The sequence below is a fragment of the Pseudomonas sp. 05N433 genome (genome assembly GCF_056396925.1).
The window spans coordinates 21,840-37,759 of record NZ_JBFTML010000059.1 but is presented as its reverse complement, the minus strand read 5'-3'; the positions used below and the strand labels follow the sequence as shown (position 1 = coordinate 37,759).

The 15,920-nt window shown below is 58.5% G+C and carries 16 protein-coding genes; 4 read left to right on the top strand and 12 right to left on the bottom strand.

Features of this window, described 5'->3' with window-relative positions; all coding sequences use genetic code 11:
* Window positions 1-147: 147 nt before the first annotated feature.
* The 6 genes from msrQ to AC1DIS_RS25090 form a co-directional block, all read right to left on the bottom strand.
* A complete protein-coding gene (gene msrQ, locus AC1DIS_RS25115; protein WP_086945885.1) occupies window positions 148-768 on the bottom strand; it encodes a protein-methionine-sulfoxide reductase heme-binding subunit MsrQ in 621 nt (206 codons plus the stop codon).
* Entirely contained in the window at window positions 768-1,781 is a 1,014-nt protein-coding gene (gene msrP / locus AC1DIS_RS25110; RefSeq protein ID WP_018930219.1) for a protein-methionine-sulfoxide reductase catalytic subunit MsrP, read from the bottom strand. The genes msrQ and msrP overlap by 1 nt, the downstream gene beginning before the upstream one ends.
* Before the next feature lie 63 nt (window positions 1,782-1,844).
* The gene (gene pssA, locus AC1DIS_RS25105) at window positions 1,845-2,702 is read right to left on the bottom strand and encodes a CDP-diacylglycerol--serine O-phosphatidyltransferase (protein WP_008006914.1); all 858 of its coding nucleotides are present in this window, start codon (window positions 2,700-2,702) and stop codon (window positions 1,845-1,847) included.
* 145 nt (window positions 2,703-2,847) lie between these two features.
* A complete protein-coding gene (gene ilvC, locus AC1DIS_RS25100) occupies window positions 2,848-3,864 on the bottom strand; it encodes a ketol-acid reductoisomerase (protein WP_003228216.1) in 1,017 nt (338 codons plus the stop codon).
* A 46-nt stretch (window positions 3,865-3,910) separates the two neighbouring features.
* Entirely contained in the window at window positions 3,911-4,402 is a 492-nt protein-coding gene (ilvN, locus tag AC1DIS_RS25095; protein WP_003205610.1) for an acetolactate synthase small subunit, read from the bottom strand.
* Between the two features lie 2 nt (window positions 4,403-4,404).
* Window positions 4,405-6,129, bottom strand: a complete 1,725-nt coding sequence (locus AC1DIS_RS25090) for an acetolactate synthase 3 large subunit (protein ID WP_026286735.1) — start codon at window positions 6,127-6,129, stop codon at window positions 4,405-4,407.
* Between the two features lie 399 nt (window positions 6,130-6,528).
* On the opposite strand from AC1DIS_RS25090, the gene AC1DIS_RS25085 reads away from it, so the two are divergent.
* On the top strand, window positions 6,529-6,951 hold the full coding sequence (locus AC1DIS_RS25085; RefSeq protein ID WP_064620345.1) for a DUF4124 domain-containing protein: 423 nt from the start codon (window positions 6,529-6,531) through the stop codon (window positions 6,949-6,951).
* Between the two features lie 18 nt (window positions 6,952-6,969).
* Here AC1DIS_RS25085 and AC1DIS_RS25080 read toward each other — a convergent pair whose 3' ends face one another.
* From AC1DIS_RS25080 to mrcB, 3 genes are read right to left on the bottom strand one after another with little or no spacing between them, the layout of a single operon-like run.
* Complete coding sequence (locus AC1DIS_RS25080; RefSeq protein WP_018930215.1) at window positions 6,970-7,305, bottom strand: YqcC family protein; 336 nt, start codon at window positions 7,303-7,305, stop codon at window positions 6,970-6,972.
* On the bottom strand, window positions 7,305-8,039 hold the full coding sequence (locus AC1DIS_RS25075) for a tetratricopeptide repeat protein (protein WP_018930214.1): 735 nt from the start codon (window positions 8,037-8,039) through the stop codon (window positions 7,305-7,307). The genes AC1DIS_RS25080 and AC1DIS_RS25075 overlap by 1 nt, the downstream gene beginning before the upstream one ends.
* A gap of 16 nt (window positions 8,040-8,055) precedes the next feature.
* The gene (gene mrcB, locus AC1DIS_RS25070; RefSeq protein ID WP_064620347.1) at window positions 8,056-10,374 is read right to left on the bottom strand and encodes a penicillin-binding protein 1B; all 2,319 of its coding nucleotides are present in this window, start codon (window positions 10,372-10,374) and stop codon (window positions 8,056-8,058) included.
* A 119-nt stretch (window positions 10,375-10,493) separates the two neighbouring features.
* Between mrcB and AC1DIS_RS25065 the strand changes: the two genes are divergently transcribed.
* The 3 genes from AC1DIS_RS25065 (at window position 10,494) to AC1DIS_RS25055 (ending at window position 13,000) form a co-directional block, all read left to right on the top strand.
* Window positions 10,494-12,050, top strand: a complete 1,557-nt coding sequence (locus AC1DIS_RS25065; RefSeq protein ID WP_064620349.1) for a bifunctional aminoglycoside phosphotransferase/ATP-binding protein — start codon at window positions 10,494-10,496, stop codon at window positions 12,048-12,050.
* Between the two features lie 91 nt (window positions 12,051-12,141).
* Entirely contained in the window at window positions 12,142-12,486 is a 345-nt protein-coding gene (locus AC1DIS_RS25060) for a pentapeptide repeat-containing protein (protein ID WP_018930211.1), read from the top strand.
* Window positions 12,487-12,727: 241 nt separating this feature from the next.
* Window positions 12,728-13,000 carry a TfoX/Sxy family protein gene (locus tag AC1DIS_RS25055; RefSeq protein WP_009050884.1) on the top strand — a complete coding sequence of 91 codons (273 nt, stop codon included), beginning with the start codon at window positions 12,728-12,730 and terminating at the stop codon, window positions 12,998-13,000.
* A gap of 268 nt (window positions 13,001-13,268) precedes the next feature.
* On the opposite strand, the gene AC1DIS_RS25050 is transcribed toward AC1DIS_RS25055, so the two are convergent.
* From AC1DIS_RS25050 to AC1DIS_RS25040, 3 genes are read right to left on the bottom strand one after another with little or no spacing between them, the layout of a single operon-like run.
* Complete coding sequence (locus AC1DIS_RS25050) at window positions 13,269-14,135, bottom strand: ChaN family lipoprotein (protein WP_477743888.1); 867 nt, start codon at window positions 14,133-14,135, stop codon at window positions 13,269-13,271.
* Between the two features lie 12 nt (window positions 14,136-14,147).
* Window positions 14,148-14,915 carry a heme ABC transporter ATP-binding protein gene (locus AC1DIS_RS25045; RefSeq protein ID WP_477743887.1) on the bottom strand — a complete coding sequence of 256 codons (768 nt, stop codon included), beginning with the start codon at window positions 14,913-14,915 and terminating at the stop codon, window positions 14,148-14,150.
* Window positions 14,915-15,898: a FecCD family ABC transporter permease gene (locus AC1DIS_RS25040; protein ID WP_167331204.1), complete on the bottom strand. Its 984-nt coding sequence runs from the start codon at window positions 15,896-15,898 to the stop codon at window positions 14,915-14,917. Before AC1DIS_RS25040 ends, AC1DIS_RS25045 begins: the two co-directional genes overlap by 1 nt.
* Between the last annotated feature and the right edge of the window lie 22 nt (window positions 15,899-15,920).

Sequence of the window (15,920 nt, the reverse complement as noted above, 5' to 3'; positions counted from 1 at the left end):
CTTATCAACTCCTTCTGGCTTCGATGAACTGAAGCGTAACCGCTGTCGAAAACTGCGTAACTCGTTGTTTACCAAGGAGTTTTCCGTTTCGACTGCGCCGGAAGTGGGGCGAATTATAGACGTCCAGGATCTGCCGTCAACCTCTAATTACGCCTTTCTTGCAGAAGGTGCCTTTTTAACGATTAAACGTGGAATTCGGCGGGTTACAGGCGGCAATCTCAATACTAATAACAACGCACCTATAGAAGCGTAGATCGCCCACTCCCTCAGATCGGCGCGAACGATCCACAACATATGCAGTAACCCAAGCCCGAGAATCACATAGACCAACCGATGCAGTCTTTTCCAGCGAACGCCCAAATGCCGCTGACTGTAACGATTGGAGGTAACCGCCAGCGCCAACAAACCAAGAAAACCCAGCACCCCGACGATAATGTACGGCCGCTTGCGCAACTCGATACCCAGTTGTGACCAATCAAAGCCGAGGATGAACGCCGTATAACCGCTCAAATGCAAAACCACATAGGCGAAACACCACAACCCCAACTGCCGTCGGACAGCTATCCACCCCGACCAACCGGTGAGCTTCTGCAATGGCGTCATGCTTAACGTAATGAGCAGCAGGACAAGCGTCCCCAACCCTAGACGATCAACCAGCACCTTTCCTGGATCAGGCCCCAGCACATCCGCCCAGGCTTGATACAACCAAAGCAGCGGCCAAACAGCTGCGGCGATAAAGACACCAATACGCCAGAACAGATATCGCATCAGTAATTCTTCCGCAGATCGAGCCCTGCATATAAAGAAGCGACTTCATCCGAGTAGCCGTTGAACATTTGCGTGTCCCGCACATTGGGCTTGAACAGACCGCTCGGCAAACGCCTTTCCCGTGCCTGCGTCCAACGCGGGTGGTCGACTGTCGGGTTCACGTTCGCATAAAAGCCATACTCATTCGAGGCAATGCTCTGCCAGGTGGTTTTCGGCTGCTCACTGACCAGGCTGATTCGCACGATGGACTTGATGCTCTTGAAGCCGTATTTCCACGGCACCACCAGACGTAGCGGCGCACCGTTCTGATTGGGCAACTCACGTCCATACATGCCTACAGCGAGAATCGCCAACGGATTCATCGCCTCATCCAGACGCAGCCCTTCTACATATGGCCAGTCGATCAAGGCGAAGCCAGAACGTTGTCCAGGCATACTCTTGGGATCTTGCAGGGTTTCAAAGCGAATAAATTTGGCCTTGGACGTCGGTTCTACTTCCTTCAGCAAAGCCGAAATTGGAAAACCTATCCACGGAATGACCATCGACCAGGCCTCCACACAGCGAAGACGATAAATACGCTCTTCCAGCTGATAAGGCTTCATGAAGTCTTCCAGCGCATACCGCCCCGGCTTACCCACCTCCCCGTCTACCACCACGCTCCACGGTTCGGTTTTTAGCGCACCGGCGTTGGCCGCAGGATCGCCTTTGTCGGTACCGAACTCATAGAAGTTGTTGTAGTGGGTCGCATCCTTGAAAGGCGTGATTGCTTCATCCTTGACGTTGACCGCCCCCCATTTAGTGGAAGGCAGTTTTTCGGCAAACCAGGACGGCGCCTTGCCAGGCTCGACATCGGCATAACGCGCAGCATCGTCGGCACTCGCCCAGCGCGGCAGCGTACTCACAGCCAAACCGGCAACGGCCGCGCCTAATACATTGCGACGAGAAAGGTAGAGAGATTCAGGCGTGACGTCTGACTCATGACAGTCAGACGCTTTGGGGACTTTGATCAGCATGGCAACTCCGCAGCATTGGAGGACAGATGCACCCATAGACTGCGGAGTATGAGGGAAATTACATCACTCGGCTTTTTTGTGCCGACGAAGACGCAGCAGGTACTGCACCGGCCCGGAAGCCGCATAGGCAAGGAAAACCAGCAGCAGGATGCGCGGCGGATCACTGAATACAACGGCAAATACCAGCACCACTGCCAGGATCGCGACAAAGGGAACGCGCCCCTTCAAGTCCAGCTCCTTGAAGCTGTTGTACTTGATGTTACTGACCATCAGCATGCCCGCGGCGGCAACCATCAGTGCAACCAGGAACGACATTTTGGAACCCTGAATGCCGTAATCGCTGAACGCCCAGACAATGCCCGCGACCACACCGGCCGCGGCCGGGCTGGCCAGACCGATGAAGTAGCGCTTGTCGGCGGTGCCGACCTGCGTGTTGAAGCGTGCCAGGCGCAACGCCGCACCCGCCACATAGATGAAGGCGACCATCCAGCCGACTTTGCCCATATCGCCCAAGGCCCAGCCGAATGCCAGCAAAGCCGGCGCGACGCCAAAGGCAACCATATCCGACAGCGAGTCGTACTCCGCACCGAAGGCGCTTTGGGTGTTGGTCATGCGAGCGACGCGACCGTCGAGGCCGTCGAGCACCATGGCAACGAAAATCGCGATCGCGGCAAACGCAAAATACTTGCTCGCGCCGATTGCATCACCGGCACTCAAGGCGCTCTGGGCGCTCATCGAGTTGATGATGGAATAGAACCCTGCGAAGAGGTTCGCAGTGGTGAACAGATTCGGCAGAAGATAGATACCACGATGCCGGACTTTACGGCCTTCAGCGTCATGCCCTTCTTCGATGTGCTCATCGATGGGCAGAAGGCTTTCGGCGTCAGAAGCCTGCTTTGGCTCTTCGGGACGTTCGCTCATGGACATTACCTTGCAACGGGGTGGAAAGTTTCGACAGGTGTCTGGGACGACGGTTCGACCGCAAACGATGCAGCTTTATACCAGAACCGGCGGATCCAAACGAAAAAACGCGGCCTAGGCCGCGTTTTCCGTACAAGCTCGTGACTTAGTTCTTGGCTTTGTCGACGATCTTGTTGGCACCGATCCACGGCATCATGGAGCGCAGTTGCTCACCGATGATTTCGATACCGTGAGCGGCGTTGTTACGACGCTTGGCGGTCATCGAAGGATAGCCGGTGGCGCCTTCGCTGATGAACATCTTGGCGTATTCGCCGTCCTGAATACGTTTCAGGGCGTTGCGCATGGCCTGACGGGATTCGGCGTTGATTACTTCCGGACCTGTCACGTACTCGCCGTACTCAGCGTTGTTGGAGATCGAGTAGTTCATGTTGGCGATACCGCCTTCGTACATGAGGTCAACGATCAGCTTCAATTCGTGCAGGCATTCGAAGTAGGCCATTTCCGGCGCGTAGCCAGCTTCAACCAGGGTTTCGAAACCGGCTTTTACCAGCTCAACGGTACCGCCGCACAGAACGGCTTGTTCGCCGAACAGGTCGGTTTCGGTCTCGTCCTTGAAGGTGGTTTCGATGATGCCGGTACGACCGCCACCAACGCCGGCAGCGTAGGACAGTGCAACGTTTTTGGCGTTGCCCGAAGCATCCTGGTAGATAGCGATCAGGTCAGGGATACCGCCGCCTTTGACGAACTCGGAACGCACGGTGTGGCCCGGAGCTTTCGGCGCGATCATGATCACGTCGAGGTCAGCGCGCGGAACAACCTGGTTGTAGTGGATCGCGAAACCGTGGGAGAAGGCCAGGGTGGCGCCTTTCTTGATGTTCGGCTCGATTTCGTTCTTGTACAGCGAGGACTGGAACTCGTCCGGGGTCAGGATCATGACCAGGTCGGCAGCTGCTACGGCGGAAGCAACGTCAGTCACTTTCAGGCCGTGGGCTTCAGCTTTGGCAACGGTGGCCGAACCTTTACGCAGGCCAACGGTAACGTCAACGCCGGAGTCTTTCAGGTTGCACGCTTGAGCGTGGCCTTGGGAGCCGTAACCAATGATGGCAACTTTCTTGCCCTGGATGATCGACAGGTCGCAGTCTTTATCGTAGAAAACTTTCATGAATTTCCCCTTTATATCTGGCCCTCAGGCCATTCGCTAATTTGGTTTAGATGCTCAGTACTTTGTCGCCGCGGGCAATCCCGGTGACGCCACTGCGTACGGTTTCCAGAATCGAGGCAGTGCCGATCGATTGAATGAAGCTGTCGAGCTTGTCGCTGGTACCGGTCAATTGAACGGTATACACGCTGGCGCTGACATCAACGATCTGCCCACGATAAATATCGGTGGTGCGCTTGATCTCGGCGCGCTGGGCGCCGGTGGCCTTGACCTTGACCAGCATCAGTTCGCGCTCGATGTGAGCACTCTCCGACAAGTCGACCAGTTTGACCACTTCAATCAGCTTGTTCAGGTTCTTGGTGATCTGCTCGATGATTTCATCATGGCCGACAGTGGTCAGCGTCAGACGCGACAAAGTCGGGTCTTCGGTTGGCGCCACGGTCAGGCTTTCGATGTTGTAGTTGCGCTGCGAAAACAGGCCGACTACACGAGACAGAGCGCCCGGTTCGTTTTCCAGAAGCAGGGAAATAATGTGCCGCATGATTAAGTACGCTCCGTCTTGCTCAACCACATATCACGCATGGAGCCGTCTTTGATCTGCATCGGGTAGACGTGCTCGCTGGTGTCAACCGAGATATCGATAACCACCAGGCGATCTTTCATGGCGAACGCCTCCTCCATCTTCGACTTCAAATCTTTCGAGTCGGTGATGCGCACGCCAACGTGACCATAGGCCTCTGCCAGTTTGACGAAGTCAGGCAGCGATTCCATGTAGGAGTGCGAGTGACGGCTGCCATAACTCATGTCCTGCCACTGGCGAACCATACCCAGCACGCCATTGTTCAGGATGACGATTTTTACCGGCAAACCGTATTGCAGGCAGGTCGACAGTTCCTGAATGTTCATCTGGATGCTGCCCTCGCCTGTTACGCAGGCGACATCGTCATCCGGGAAGCTCAGCTTGATGCCCATGGCCGCCGGAAAACCGAAGCCCATGGTGCCCAGGCCACCGGAGTTGATCCAACGGTTCGGCTTGTTGAACTTGTAGTACTGCGCCGCGAACATCTGATGCTGACCCACGTCGGAGGTCACAAAGGCGTCGCCCTTGGTCACTTCGCACAGGGTTTCGATCACGGTCTGCGGCTTGATCACGCTGCCGTCGCCCTTGTCGTAAGGGAACAGACCGCGGTCACCGCGCCACTCATCAACTTGCTTCCACCAGCTGGCAACGGACTCCTTGTTCGGGGTCTCGCCGATTTCCTTGAGGATCGCGACCATTTCGGTCAGGACACTCTCGACCGGGCCAACGATAGGCACGTCTGCCTTGATGGTCTTGGAAATCGAAGCCGGGTCGATGTCGATGTGAATGATCTTGGCATTCGGGCAGAACTTGGCCGGGCCGTTGATCACGCGGTCATCGAAACGCGCGCCGACTGCAAGGATCACATCGGCATGGTGCATCGCCAGGTTGGCGGTGTAGCTGCCGTGCATGCCGAGCATGCCGATGAACTGACGGTCGGTGCCAGGGTAGGCACCCAGGCCCATCAGGGTATTGGTCACTGGCAGGTTGAGCATCTTCGCCAGCTCGGTCAGCGGCGCAGAGCCACCACCGAGGATCACGCCGCCGCCCGAATACAACACAGGGCGCTTGGCCGCCAGAAGCATTTCGGCTGCCTTGCGGATTTGCCCGGAGTGACCGCGAACGGCCGGGCTGTAGGAACGCAGCTTGGCTTTTTTCGGGAAGATGTATTCGAACTTTTCGGCCGGGTTGGTCATGTCTTTCGGGATATCGACAACGACCGGACCAGGACGACCGGATTGCGCCAGGTAGAACGCCTTCTTCATGACTTCCGGGATTTCCGAGGCGTGCTTGATCATGAAGCTGTGCTTCACGATCGGCCGGGAGATACCGATCATGTCGGTTTCCTGGAACGCATCGGTGCCTACCATGGTGCTAGGCACCTGGCCGGAAATGACCACCATCGGAATGGAGTCCATGTAGGCCGTGGCAATACCGGTGATGGCGTTGGTTGCGCCCGGGCCGGACGTCACCAGTACCACGCCGGCTTTACCGGTGGCACGGGCATAGCCGTCAGCCATATGGGTCGCAGCCTGCTCGTGACGAACCAGGATGTGGGTCACTTCCGGTTCTTTGAACAGGGCATCATAGACATGAAGAAGAGCACCACCCGGGTACCCGTAGATATATTTGACGCCTTCGTCACGCAAAAAGCGGACGAGCATCTCACCGCCAGATAAAAGCTCCACGTTGTTCACCTCTAAAACGCCAGAATACCGCCCACATACAAGAGGACGGGTCTTAATAGGTTTACTTCTCGGCAGAGCATGAGCGACGGTGGTCGCCGACTACGTCAGCACTGACTGAGCAAGTATTGGGATCGTCCCAAGTGTTGCGGGCCTTTCCCACCCAGCGCGAGGTAACGCGTTGCGGGTGTAACAGGTCGGCGCGGATGTGCGCCTCATGATCTRCCGAGTGGGTCTGCTTCTGGCAGTCCCTCTACAGCGGACTTTGGATTCTTCTGTTTCGCCCATCGCAAGTCAAGCCGTCAATGTGCTTTATTGAACTAAGCGCATGAGAACGCAAGAAAAAACCTTTAAACCGCAACTGTGTTAGCTTCAATTGCGCACCCCTGACAAGGAAATGGCATGAGAACACTCATCTTCACCGCCAGCTTGCTGATCAGCCTGAGCCCTTTGTGCATGGCGGGTCAGATCTATAAATGGGTCGATGCCCAGGGCGTCACCCATTTCGATGCGCAGCCGCCCCAAGGCCGGGAGGCCACCGTCATGGTCACGCCCTCCCCGCCCGTCGGCAAGCCGGGCGCGCTACCGCGCGGCAACGTCATCGGCGATCAAAAGGCCATCGATCACAAAGTGAAAAAGCAGGTCGCCGAGCAGCAGGCCCAGCTAAGAGTGTTCTGTGAACAAGCTCGGACGAACCTGGCTCAACTGCAGAACAATCCGCGATTGCGGGAGGAAGTCGACGGCGAGACGCGCCGCCTGACCGACCAACAACGTCAGGAGCGCCTCACCGAAGCACAGAAACAGATTGCGAAAAACTGCCAGTAAGCACTGGCAGTTTCCGATTCAGCGGGAGACGGTGATCAACGCGTCGAACTCTTTGAGCAAGACCTGAAGCTGCCGATCCTTGCCCTGGACATTGCGGGAGGCGAAGACCATTTCGGCCATCTCCTGAATCCCTGATGCGTTGGGCAATGGCAGATCCTGCTCGAGGATCGACTTCATCCTTGGCAAGAAGACCCATTGCAGCCATTGCTCGAAATCCAGCGTATCCACCGAAAACGGTTCAACGCTGGAGAGCGCCTCAGCAGACGGCGGTACTTCATCCCACCAGCCCTGAACGCGCAGCTCGCGCTCGATCAACAGCAACTGTTCGGCAATCTTCGGAAAGCGCATATCCATCACAGCGAAACCTTGGCCTTCTGACGAGCCAACGCAGCACCGGCCGGGTCACCCTGCTTCTCTCGGGCCTGGGCGATCAATTCCCACAGGCTGGCCTGAAGATCCGGACGCCCATTGGCGAACGTCAGGCCACGGCGGGCAAACTGCTCGGCCTGAGCCGCATCACCTTGAGCCATACGCACCTGGGCCAAGCGATAAAGTACTTGCGGCTCGCGCGGTGCAACACGCTGGGCACGTTCGAGGCTGGAAGATGCACCATTAAGGTCGCCACTGGCCTGTTGCTGCTGGGCGGTGGTCAACAATGCCAGGACCGGACCGTCCAGTTGTTCATCGGCGGACAGTCCGCCGGAGTTCGCCGAAGGAATCCCGCTGGGCGTCGACGGCATGCTGTAGCTACCCTGATTGATCGGCGCCGACTGAACCGGCGAGGTATCAATCGGCCCCGGAGTAATCGGGCCTGGGGTAATCGGCGAAGTGCTGATCGGTGCCGAGGAGACGGCGCCACCACCCGGGACCATCACCACGACCCCGGTGTCACCTTGCGGGATCGCCTGAGTCTGAGCTTGTACAGGACGTTTCACCGTCGACTGACGGAAACCGCCATTCGCCGAAATCCGCTCACTGTTGGAGACGGCAGTGCCGGCATCCTCAACCGGGATCGAACCACGCTGCACAGTGGAGCAGCCGCTGAGCAAAGCCACGGCAGTCACCGCTGGAATCAACCACTTGTTCACTTCAAATCCTCTTTGCTTAATTCATCCAGCCCTTGACCCAATCCATCACCGATTCTGCAGGGCTTTCACCACCGCAAGCAGCACCGGGAGGCGGTTCACTGCCGCGAATATACGGCATCTGCACCGCACCTGGGCAGTTGGCTTCGGAACCTTGACCAGTGCGCGAATCGACCCAGGCCTGAACAATGTTGTCCGGTTGCGGCATGTCCAGCGGCAGCGGATCGGCCTTGCGCATGAAACTGGTCCAGACCTGCAACGCGCCGGTGGCACCGGTGAACGGTGTCTTGCCATTATCATCGCGCCCCAGCCAGACCACGGCCAGCAGATCCTGACTGAAACCGGCGAACCAGCTGTCCCGCGAATCGTTACTGGTACCGGTCTTACCGGCCAGGGTCAGGGTTTTCGGCAACACGTTATAAACCGAACTACCGGTACCTTCGCGCATGACGCGCTGCATGGCGTTCTGGATCAGGTAAATGGACGCCGGATCAAATTGCTGCTGAATCTGGAACGGATAACGCTTGAGCGGCTCGCCCTCGGCAGTCAGTACGCTGCGAATCCCGCGCATCGGCGTATTGAACCCGCCATTGGCCAGCGTCTGGTACATGGTCGCCACTTCGATCGGGGTCATACCGCCGGCACCGAGCAACATCGACGGGAACGCCGGGAATTCGCGGCTTACGCCCAGGCGTGCCAGGGTCTTCAAGACATTCGGCACGCCCACCGCCAACCCGAGACGCGCGGTCGACAGGTTGTAGGAGTGCGCCAACCCTTGGTACAGGAACACCGTGCCGTGGGAACGGCGATCATAGTTCTGTGGTTTCCAGATCTGACCGTCCGCGCCTTTGACCGAGAAGTAGTCGTCCGATAGCCAACTGGTGAGCGTGTACTGGCTCGGCTTTTCAAGAGCGGTCAGATAAACCGCCGGCTTGATCAAAGAGCCGATCGGTCGCACCGCGTCCAACGCACGGTTAAAACCGGCAAAACTCGCCTGACGGCTGCCGATCATGGCCTGGACCTCACCGGTTTCCGGGTTGGTCACGACCATCGCGGCTTCCACGTCATCGGAACCCTTGCGCCCGGCCAGGCGCTTGAACGTGTCGTTGACCGAGGCTTCGGCTTTCATCTGCAGGATCGGGTCGAAACTGGTGAAGATTCGCAGCCCTTCTTCGGTCAAGTCTTCGTCGCGGTAGTCTTCGCGCAACTGACGTTTAACCAGATCAAGGAAGCCCGGGAACGAGCTGTCGGCCAACTTGCCGCGAGTGGTCACACCCAGTGGCATTTTCTTCGCCGCCTCAACCTGTTCGGCGCTGGCAACGCCTTGCTCCTTCAGAACATCGAGCACCAGATTGCGCCGCTCCAGAGCCCGCTCAGGGTTGCGGCGCGGGTTGTAATAGGACGGCCCCTTGACCATGCCCACCAACAAAGCGACTTGATGCAGTTTCAGCTCGGACAATGGCTGCCCGAAGAAAAACTGGCTGGCCAGGCCGAAGCCGTGCACCGCGCGCTGACCATCCTGGCCGACGAATACTTCATTGAGGTAAGCCTCAAGAATTTCGCTCTTGTCGTAATGCAGCTCAAGCAACATCGCCATCATGGCTTCGGTGAGCTTACGGGTCAGGCTGCGTTCACTGGTGAGGTAGAAGTTCTTGACCAACTGTTGCGTCAGCGTACTACCGCCCTGGGTCATCTTGCCGCCCGAGGTGTTGACATAGATAGCTCGGGCAATCGACTTCGGCGACACGCCCCAGTGGCTGTAGAAATCCCGGTCTTCTACAGCAACCAGGGTTTCGAGCAGATACGGCGGAACCTGATCGATCTTGATCAGGATGCGGTCTTCAAGGTTTTTCGGGTAAATCCCGCCGATCAGCAGCGGCTCCAGTCGCACCACGGAAAGCTTCGAACCGTTGGTCGCCGAGAGCTCGGCCACGTAATCGCCGGAGAACCGCACGCGCACGGGCTGCGCCTGCTCCATGCCTTCATAGAACTGGAAGCCTCGGGTATTCAAGTCGACGGTATTGCCATTGACCGCTGCCGCGCCGGGGCCGTTGCTGACCGCTTCGCGTCGGTAGCCCAAGGCATCGAGTTCGGTGAGGAAGTCGTCCTTGCTGAGCTTTTGTCCGACGAACAGCTCGAGCGGGCGCGCGTACACCTTGGCCGGGATGGTCCAGCGCTTGCCGGAGAACTTCTCCTGGACCACGGCGTCGAGGTAAACCGCGAACCCGGCGAGCACCACAAGGCCGACCAGGCTGAGTTTAAGGGCCCAGCCCAGCCAGGGGCGCATGCCCTTGGAAGGTGGTTTTTTAGGGGTGCGGGGGGATCGAGATCGAGTCATGGCGGCGGATTATACGCACTTTATTCATACTCAACAGGAGCCCTCTGAGGTTTGCGTCGGACGGACTTGCAGCCATAATGACGGCCTTGAATTTCCCCCCAGACTCTGAAGGATCACCTGTGAGCCAGTCCCTGATCGCTGCCCTGCAAAACCCGGCCCTCTACCCGCATCCCGTAGAAGGGTTTCAGGTCATCGAGACCCATATTTCCTGGGTGATACTCACCGGTCCCTATGCTTATAAAGTGAAGAAGCCGGTGAATTTCGGCTTCCTCGATTTCACCAGTCTCGAAGCTCGCAAGCATTTCTGCGGCGAGGAGCTGCGCCTGAACCAGCGCCTGACCCATGACTTGTATCTTGAAGTGCTGCCAATCACCGGCAGCGCCGAGGCGCCACAATTGGGCGGCGATGGTCCGGTTGTCGATTACGCCCTGAAAATGCGTCAGTTCCCGCAAAGCCAACTGCTCAGCACCCTGCAAGCCAACGGCGAATTGACCACCACGCACATCGACGCGATGGCCGCGCAGATCGCTCAATTCCACCTCAGTGCGCCGAAAGTGCCTGCCGAACACGAAGCCGGCACGCCGGACAGCGTCATGGCGCCGGTACGGCAGAACTTCGAACAGATCCTTCCGTTCCTCAGCGACAAGGCCGATCTGTTGCAACTCGAGGCACTGCAAGCCTGGGCCGAAAGCAGCTTCGAGCGCCTCAAGCCACTGTTCGCCCAGCGCAAGGCCGACGGCTTCATTCGTGAATGCCATGGTGACATTCACCTGGGCAACGCTACCGTGATCGACGGCAAAGTGGTGATCTTCGACTGCATCGAGTTCAACGAACCGTTCCGCTTCACCGACGTTTACGCCGACACCGGCTTCCTGGCAATGGACCTGGAAGACCGCGGCCTGAAGAGCCTGGCGCGCCGTTTCATCAGCCAATACCTGGAACTGACCGGCGACTACCAGGGTCTTGAGCTGCTGAACTTCTATAAAGCCTACCGCGCCCTGGTTCGCGCCAAGGTCAGCCTGTTCAGCATGCCGGCCGAGGCCGACCCGGTGCAGCGCGCTACCACTCTGCGTCAGTACCGCAACTACGCCAACCTGGCGGAAAGCTACAGCACCATTCCTTCGCGTTTCCTGGCGATCACCCACGGTGTTTCCGCCGTCGGCAAAAGCCATGTGGCCATGCGCCTGGTGGAAGCATTGGGTGCCATTCGCCTGCGTTCGGATGTCGAGCGCAAGCGCATGTTCGGCGAACAGACCGTACCGAACGACCCGCAGGCCGGCATCTATAGCGCCGACGCCAGCGTCGCCACCTATGCCCGCCTGCATGAGGTTGCCAATGTAATTCTGCGTGCCGGCTTCCCGGTGGTGATCGATGCCACTTATCTCAAGCGCGACCAACGCGACAGCGCGGCAAAAATCGCCGAGGCCACCGGCGCGCCGTTCCTGATCCTCGATTGCGACGCTCCACAAGCGGTGATCGAGAGCTGGTTGAAGCAACGCCAGGCGGACAACAACGATCCGTCCGACGCCAACCTGGCTGTTATCGCCGCCCAGCAAGCCAGCCGCGAGGCACTGACGCCAGCAGAAATCCTCTGCAGCAAGCGCGTCCAGACCAATGAAAGTGGCACCCTCGATACGGTCGTTGCGCAGATTCGCCAGCGCCTGCCTGGTCTGTAAGAAACTATTTCAACCGTGAAGCCCTCACCGGCTTCACGGCTGCCAAATAGTGGCACTATACTGGCGCCATAAAACCATCAGGTGATGTGACATGAGCCAGCCAAAACTTCTCGACACCCCGCTTTATGCCTTGCTGCACAAAGACGACATCACAAGCTTCAACAATGAACGCCCGAAAGATGGACCTATCGACATGGTCGGTGGTGACTTCCGCGGGCTCGATCTGCGTGAACTGAACGCCGACGGCATCGACTTCACCGATGCCTACTTTCGCTCTGCCGACTTGCGCGGCGTCGACTTTCGCAACTCATCCCTGGAAGGCGCGAGCCTGGCCCACGCGCAGATCTCCGGCGCCTACTTCCCGCCGGAGCTGAGTGCCGATGAGATCCTGATGTCGATGAATTTCGGTACACGCCTGCGTTATCGCACCCGCTAAAAGCGACGTCTCACCCAGTCCAGCGCCCCCGCCTTGCGCTGGACGTTGTACTTTTTTTGCTCGAAAACTCAATTTCCCACACGCCCTCGGACTACATGCTCCGCCTTTTCACGCCGCTTCTTGAGTTTTCCTCTTAGAAGCTTTTGCGTCGAAACCGACCAAACAATCACGCTTTTCCTACTGATGGCTACACTGCTGAGAGGCTCGCCCACGCACCATTCGGCTGTCRCAAGGAGGCTTGATGAATGATGAACTGCAACACCTGAAGAATCTTGGCAAGACGTCGGCGCAATGGCTGCATGCCGTGGGCATCCACAGTGCCTCGGACTTGCGTCGGCTGGGAGCTGTGGACGCTTATCGGGCCGTGCGCACTCGCGGTTTTCGGGCGTCCAAGGTGTTGTTGTATGCGATTGAAGGCGCGTTGATGGATGTCCACTGGAACGACATTCCCGCCGAGCGCAAGGAAGCCTTGAACAAACAGCTGGATGCTATTTCGTCTCGCCACAAGAATTGAACGGATAATTTCACTCGAACGCACAGCCTGAAACCCAATGATTACGAGGCTTTCCAGCGAAGGAATGACGTAATTCACGGAAACGAGAAATCAGCGATTGACTTGGTAATGAGAATCGCTATGATTATCACAACTGGTCGCGAGACTGGTCGATATTCTGAAAAGCCCTTGGTTCGGACTCTCAGATTATCTCCTCATCAGGCTAATCACGGTTATTTGACCCGGCTCTTGCCGGGTCTTTTTTTGCCTGTGGAAAACTCGCGTGATCTTATTGGCCTGACGGCTTGCCGAACTGCTTGCGCATTTGCGCGCAGTAATCCTGCGGTGGCGTGGTGGGCGTATACCAGACGTAATCGGCCATGGCCGACGTGACCTCAGCGCCCTGCTCCGCCAGCATCAATACCGTTGGTGCCTTGGGCTCCCCCAGGTCCAGCACATGGATCGGCACCCCGACATCCTTGCGGGCGTGGAACGCGCCGGTAAACAACAGTGAAGGCATCGGTGCCGCCCGTAATCGCTCGGCTATCCGCCGGTCACGCTGCTGCTGCACGGCCAGCATCGCGGGCATCTGTGATTCAGGCAGCAAGCCGCAGTGGGAATCGCTGATCTGTGCCAGCAACTCGTTCCTGACCGTCGGAGCGTTGGAACGCGCACCGCTCAATGTTGGCGGTTTGGCATAGACAGTACGGACTTCAGGCGTGTCCAGATTGGCCGCCAGTAACGGGTACGGCTGAGTCAGGGCAAAACGAACGATCGGCCCGTAAAGATTCCAGTCCCATCCCGGCTGCCAGGCCAATGCCCCGGACAAATCGGTCGGCAGCGGTGAGGTTTGCCGAACGTCATCGACGCGCTGTTGCTGAGCCGGCGTCAACATTTCCAGCAGCAGACTGCCTTGAGGCCGTCGCTCACCCAGTGCCTGCAATAACCACAATTGCAGTTGATGGTGATCACGATTGTCATGCTGCTCGCCGACGATCAACCGCGAAGGTTCCGCCAACCGTGCAAGCAGTTCTTGCGCGGTCAGGGTCTGACCGCTGCGCAAATCCCGGATTTCGCCGCTGACCGGCGGCACCGCTACATGCTGGCAAGCACTCAGTAACAGCGCGGCCAGAAAAACCATCACGCGTGTTTTCATCCCTAAAACACCTCAGCGGGCGATGATCAGCGGATGCCCACGCTCCGGGTGCGGTTGCACCAATACTTCCAGCCCGAACACTGCCTTGAGCGGTTCCGGGCGCAATACCTGTTCCGGCGTGTCCAGCATCACAGGACACCCACCTTCAAGCAGTAACAGGCGATCACAATAACGCGCCGCCAGATTCAAATCATGCAGGATCACCAGCACCGCCGCACCGCGATCGGCGAATTCACGCACCGCTTGCAGAGTAGTGTGCTGATGCAGCGGGTCGAGCATCGACGTCGGCTCATCGAGCAACAACGTCTGCCCCGCCTCGCCCGGCCAAAGCTGCGCCAACACCCGCGCCAAATGCACCCGCTGACGTTCGCCACCGGACAACGCCAGGTAACTGCGACCGCTCAAGTGCCCCGCATCGGCCGCCTGCAACGCGGCGGCGACAATCTCCTCATCCCGGACCCGACCGCTTTGATAAGGCAGACGGCCCATGCCGACCACTTCTTCGACGCGAAAGGCAAAGTCCAGGGTCGACACTTGCGGCAATACTGCCAAACGCCGGGCTCGCTGCGCTCCGCTCCAATGACTCAACTCACGCTCATCGAGCCAGACGCTGCCATGGTCCGCCGGCAATTCTCCGCACAGGGCGCCGAGCAACGTGCTTTTGCCGGCGCCATTAGGCCCCAACACGCCGAGCACTTCGCCCGGTTTAAGCTCAAGGGTGATGTCCGTCAGGACAACTTTTCGACCGCGACGGATTTGCAGGTTCTGCGCTCGCAACATCAGGCACGCCCTCTGAGCAATAAATACAGAAAGAACGGCGCGCCGATGAGGGCCGTGACAATCCCGATCGGCAACTCAGCCGGCGCCAGCGCCAGCCGCGCCACCAGATCAGCAAACAACAGGAGACTGGCCCCCGCCAACACCGACGCCGGCAACAACACCCGATGATCGGGGCCGACCAGCAGCCGCACCAGATGCGGCACCACCAGGCCGACAAACCCGATCATCCCCGCCGCAGCTACCGCCGCGCCGACACCCAACGCCGTGCAGAACACCAATTCGCGCTTGAGTCCTTCGACGTCGATACCCAGGTGGCCGGCCTCCGACTCCCCCAGCAATAATGCGTTCAAGGCCTTGGCCCGACGCGGCAACCACAGTGCCACACCGGTACTCACCAGCAATAACGGCCAGAGTCGCGCATAACTGGCGCCGTTAAGGCTGCCCAGGTTCCAGAACGTCAGGGTGCGCAGGGTCGCGTCATCCGCCAGATAAGTGAAGAGCCCGACCGCCGAACCAGCCAGGGCAGTCAATGCAATACCGGCCAGCAGCATGGTCGCGACGTTGGTCTGGCCATTGCGTCGCCCCAGTCGATAGACCAGCGCCGTCACCCCCAACCCGCCGAGAAACGCGCACACCGACAACAGATATGGCCCGAAGGATTCAGGCAGTCCACCGAATACCGAGCCGCCGACAATCGCGATAGCCGCGCCCAATGCCGCGCCGCTCGACACCCCTATCAGGCCCGGATCGGCCAGAGGATTGCGAAACAACCCCTGCATTGCCACACCAGACAGCGCCAGAACCCCGCCCACCGCCAAACCGAGCAAGGTTCGCGGCAGGCGGATTTGCCCGAGGATCAGTTCGGCCTGCTCCAACCCGTCGGCGGCAATCGGCAGGCCGACCAAGCGCAGCGCCGCGCGCAAGGTGTCGAACAACGGCAAACTCACCGGCCCCAACGCCAGCGACAACCAGATCGCCAGCAAACACAACAGGCTCAAGCCAATG

Coding starts and splice junctions, on each gene's coding strand:
- msrQ (WP_086945885.1), bottom strand. CDS start 768: ATGCGATATCTGTTCTGGCGTATTGGTGTCTTTATCGCCGCAGCTGTT.
- msrP (WP_018930219.1), bottom strand. CDS start 1,781: ATGCTGATCAAAGTCCCCAAAGCGTCTGACTGTCATGAGTCAGACGTC.
- pssA (WP_008006914.1), bottom strand. CDS start 2,702: ATGAGCGAACGTCCCGAAGAGCCAAAGCAGGCTTCTGACGCCGAAAGC.
- ilvC (WP_003228216.1), bottom strand. CDS start 3,864: ATGAAAGTTTTCTACGATAAAGACTGCGACCTGTCGATCATCCAGGGC.
- ilvN (WP_003205610.1), bottom strand. CDS start 4,402: ATGCGGCACATTATTTCCCTGCTTCTGGAAAACGAACCGGGCGCTCTG.
- AC1DIS_RS25085 (WP_064620345.1), top strand. CDS start 6,529: ATGAGAACACTCATCTTCACCGCCAGCTTGCTGATCAGCCTGAGCCCT.
- AC1DIS_RS25080 (WP_018930215.1), bottom strand. CDS start 7,305: ATGGATATGCGCTTTCCGAAGATTGCCGAACAGTTGCTGTTGATCGAG.
- mrcB (WP_064620347.1), bottom strand. CDS start 10,374: ATGACTCGATCTCGATCCCCCCGCACCCCTAAAAAACCACCTTCCAAG.
- AC1DIS_RS25060 (WP_018930211.1), top strand. CDS start 12,142: ATGAGCCAGCCAAAACTTCTCGACACCCCGCTTTATGCCTTGCTGCAC.
- AC1DIS_RS25055 (WP_009050884.1), top strand. CDS start 12,728: ATGAATGATGAACTGCAACACCTGAAGAATCTTGGCAAGACGTCGGCG.
- AC1DIS_RS25050 (WP_477743888.1), bottom strand. CDS start 14,135: ATGAAAACACGCGTGATGGTTTTTCTGGCCGCGCTGTTACTGAGTGCT.
- AC1DIS_RS25045 (WP_477743887.1), bottom strand. CDS start 14,915: ATGTTGCGAGCGCAGAACCTGCAAATCCGTCGCGGTCGAAAAGTTGTC.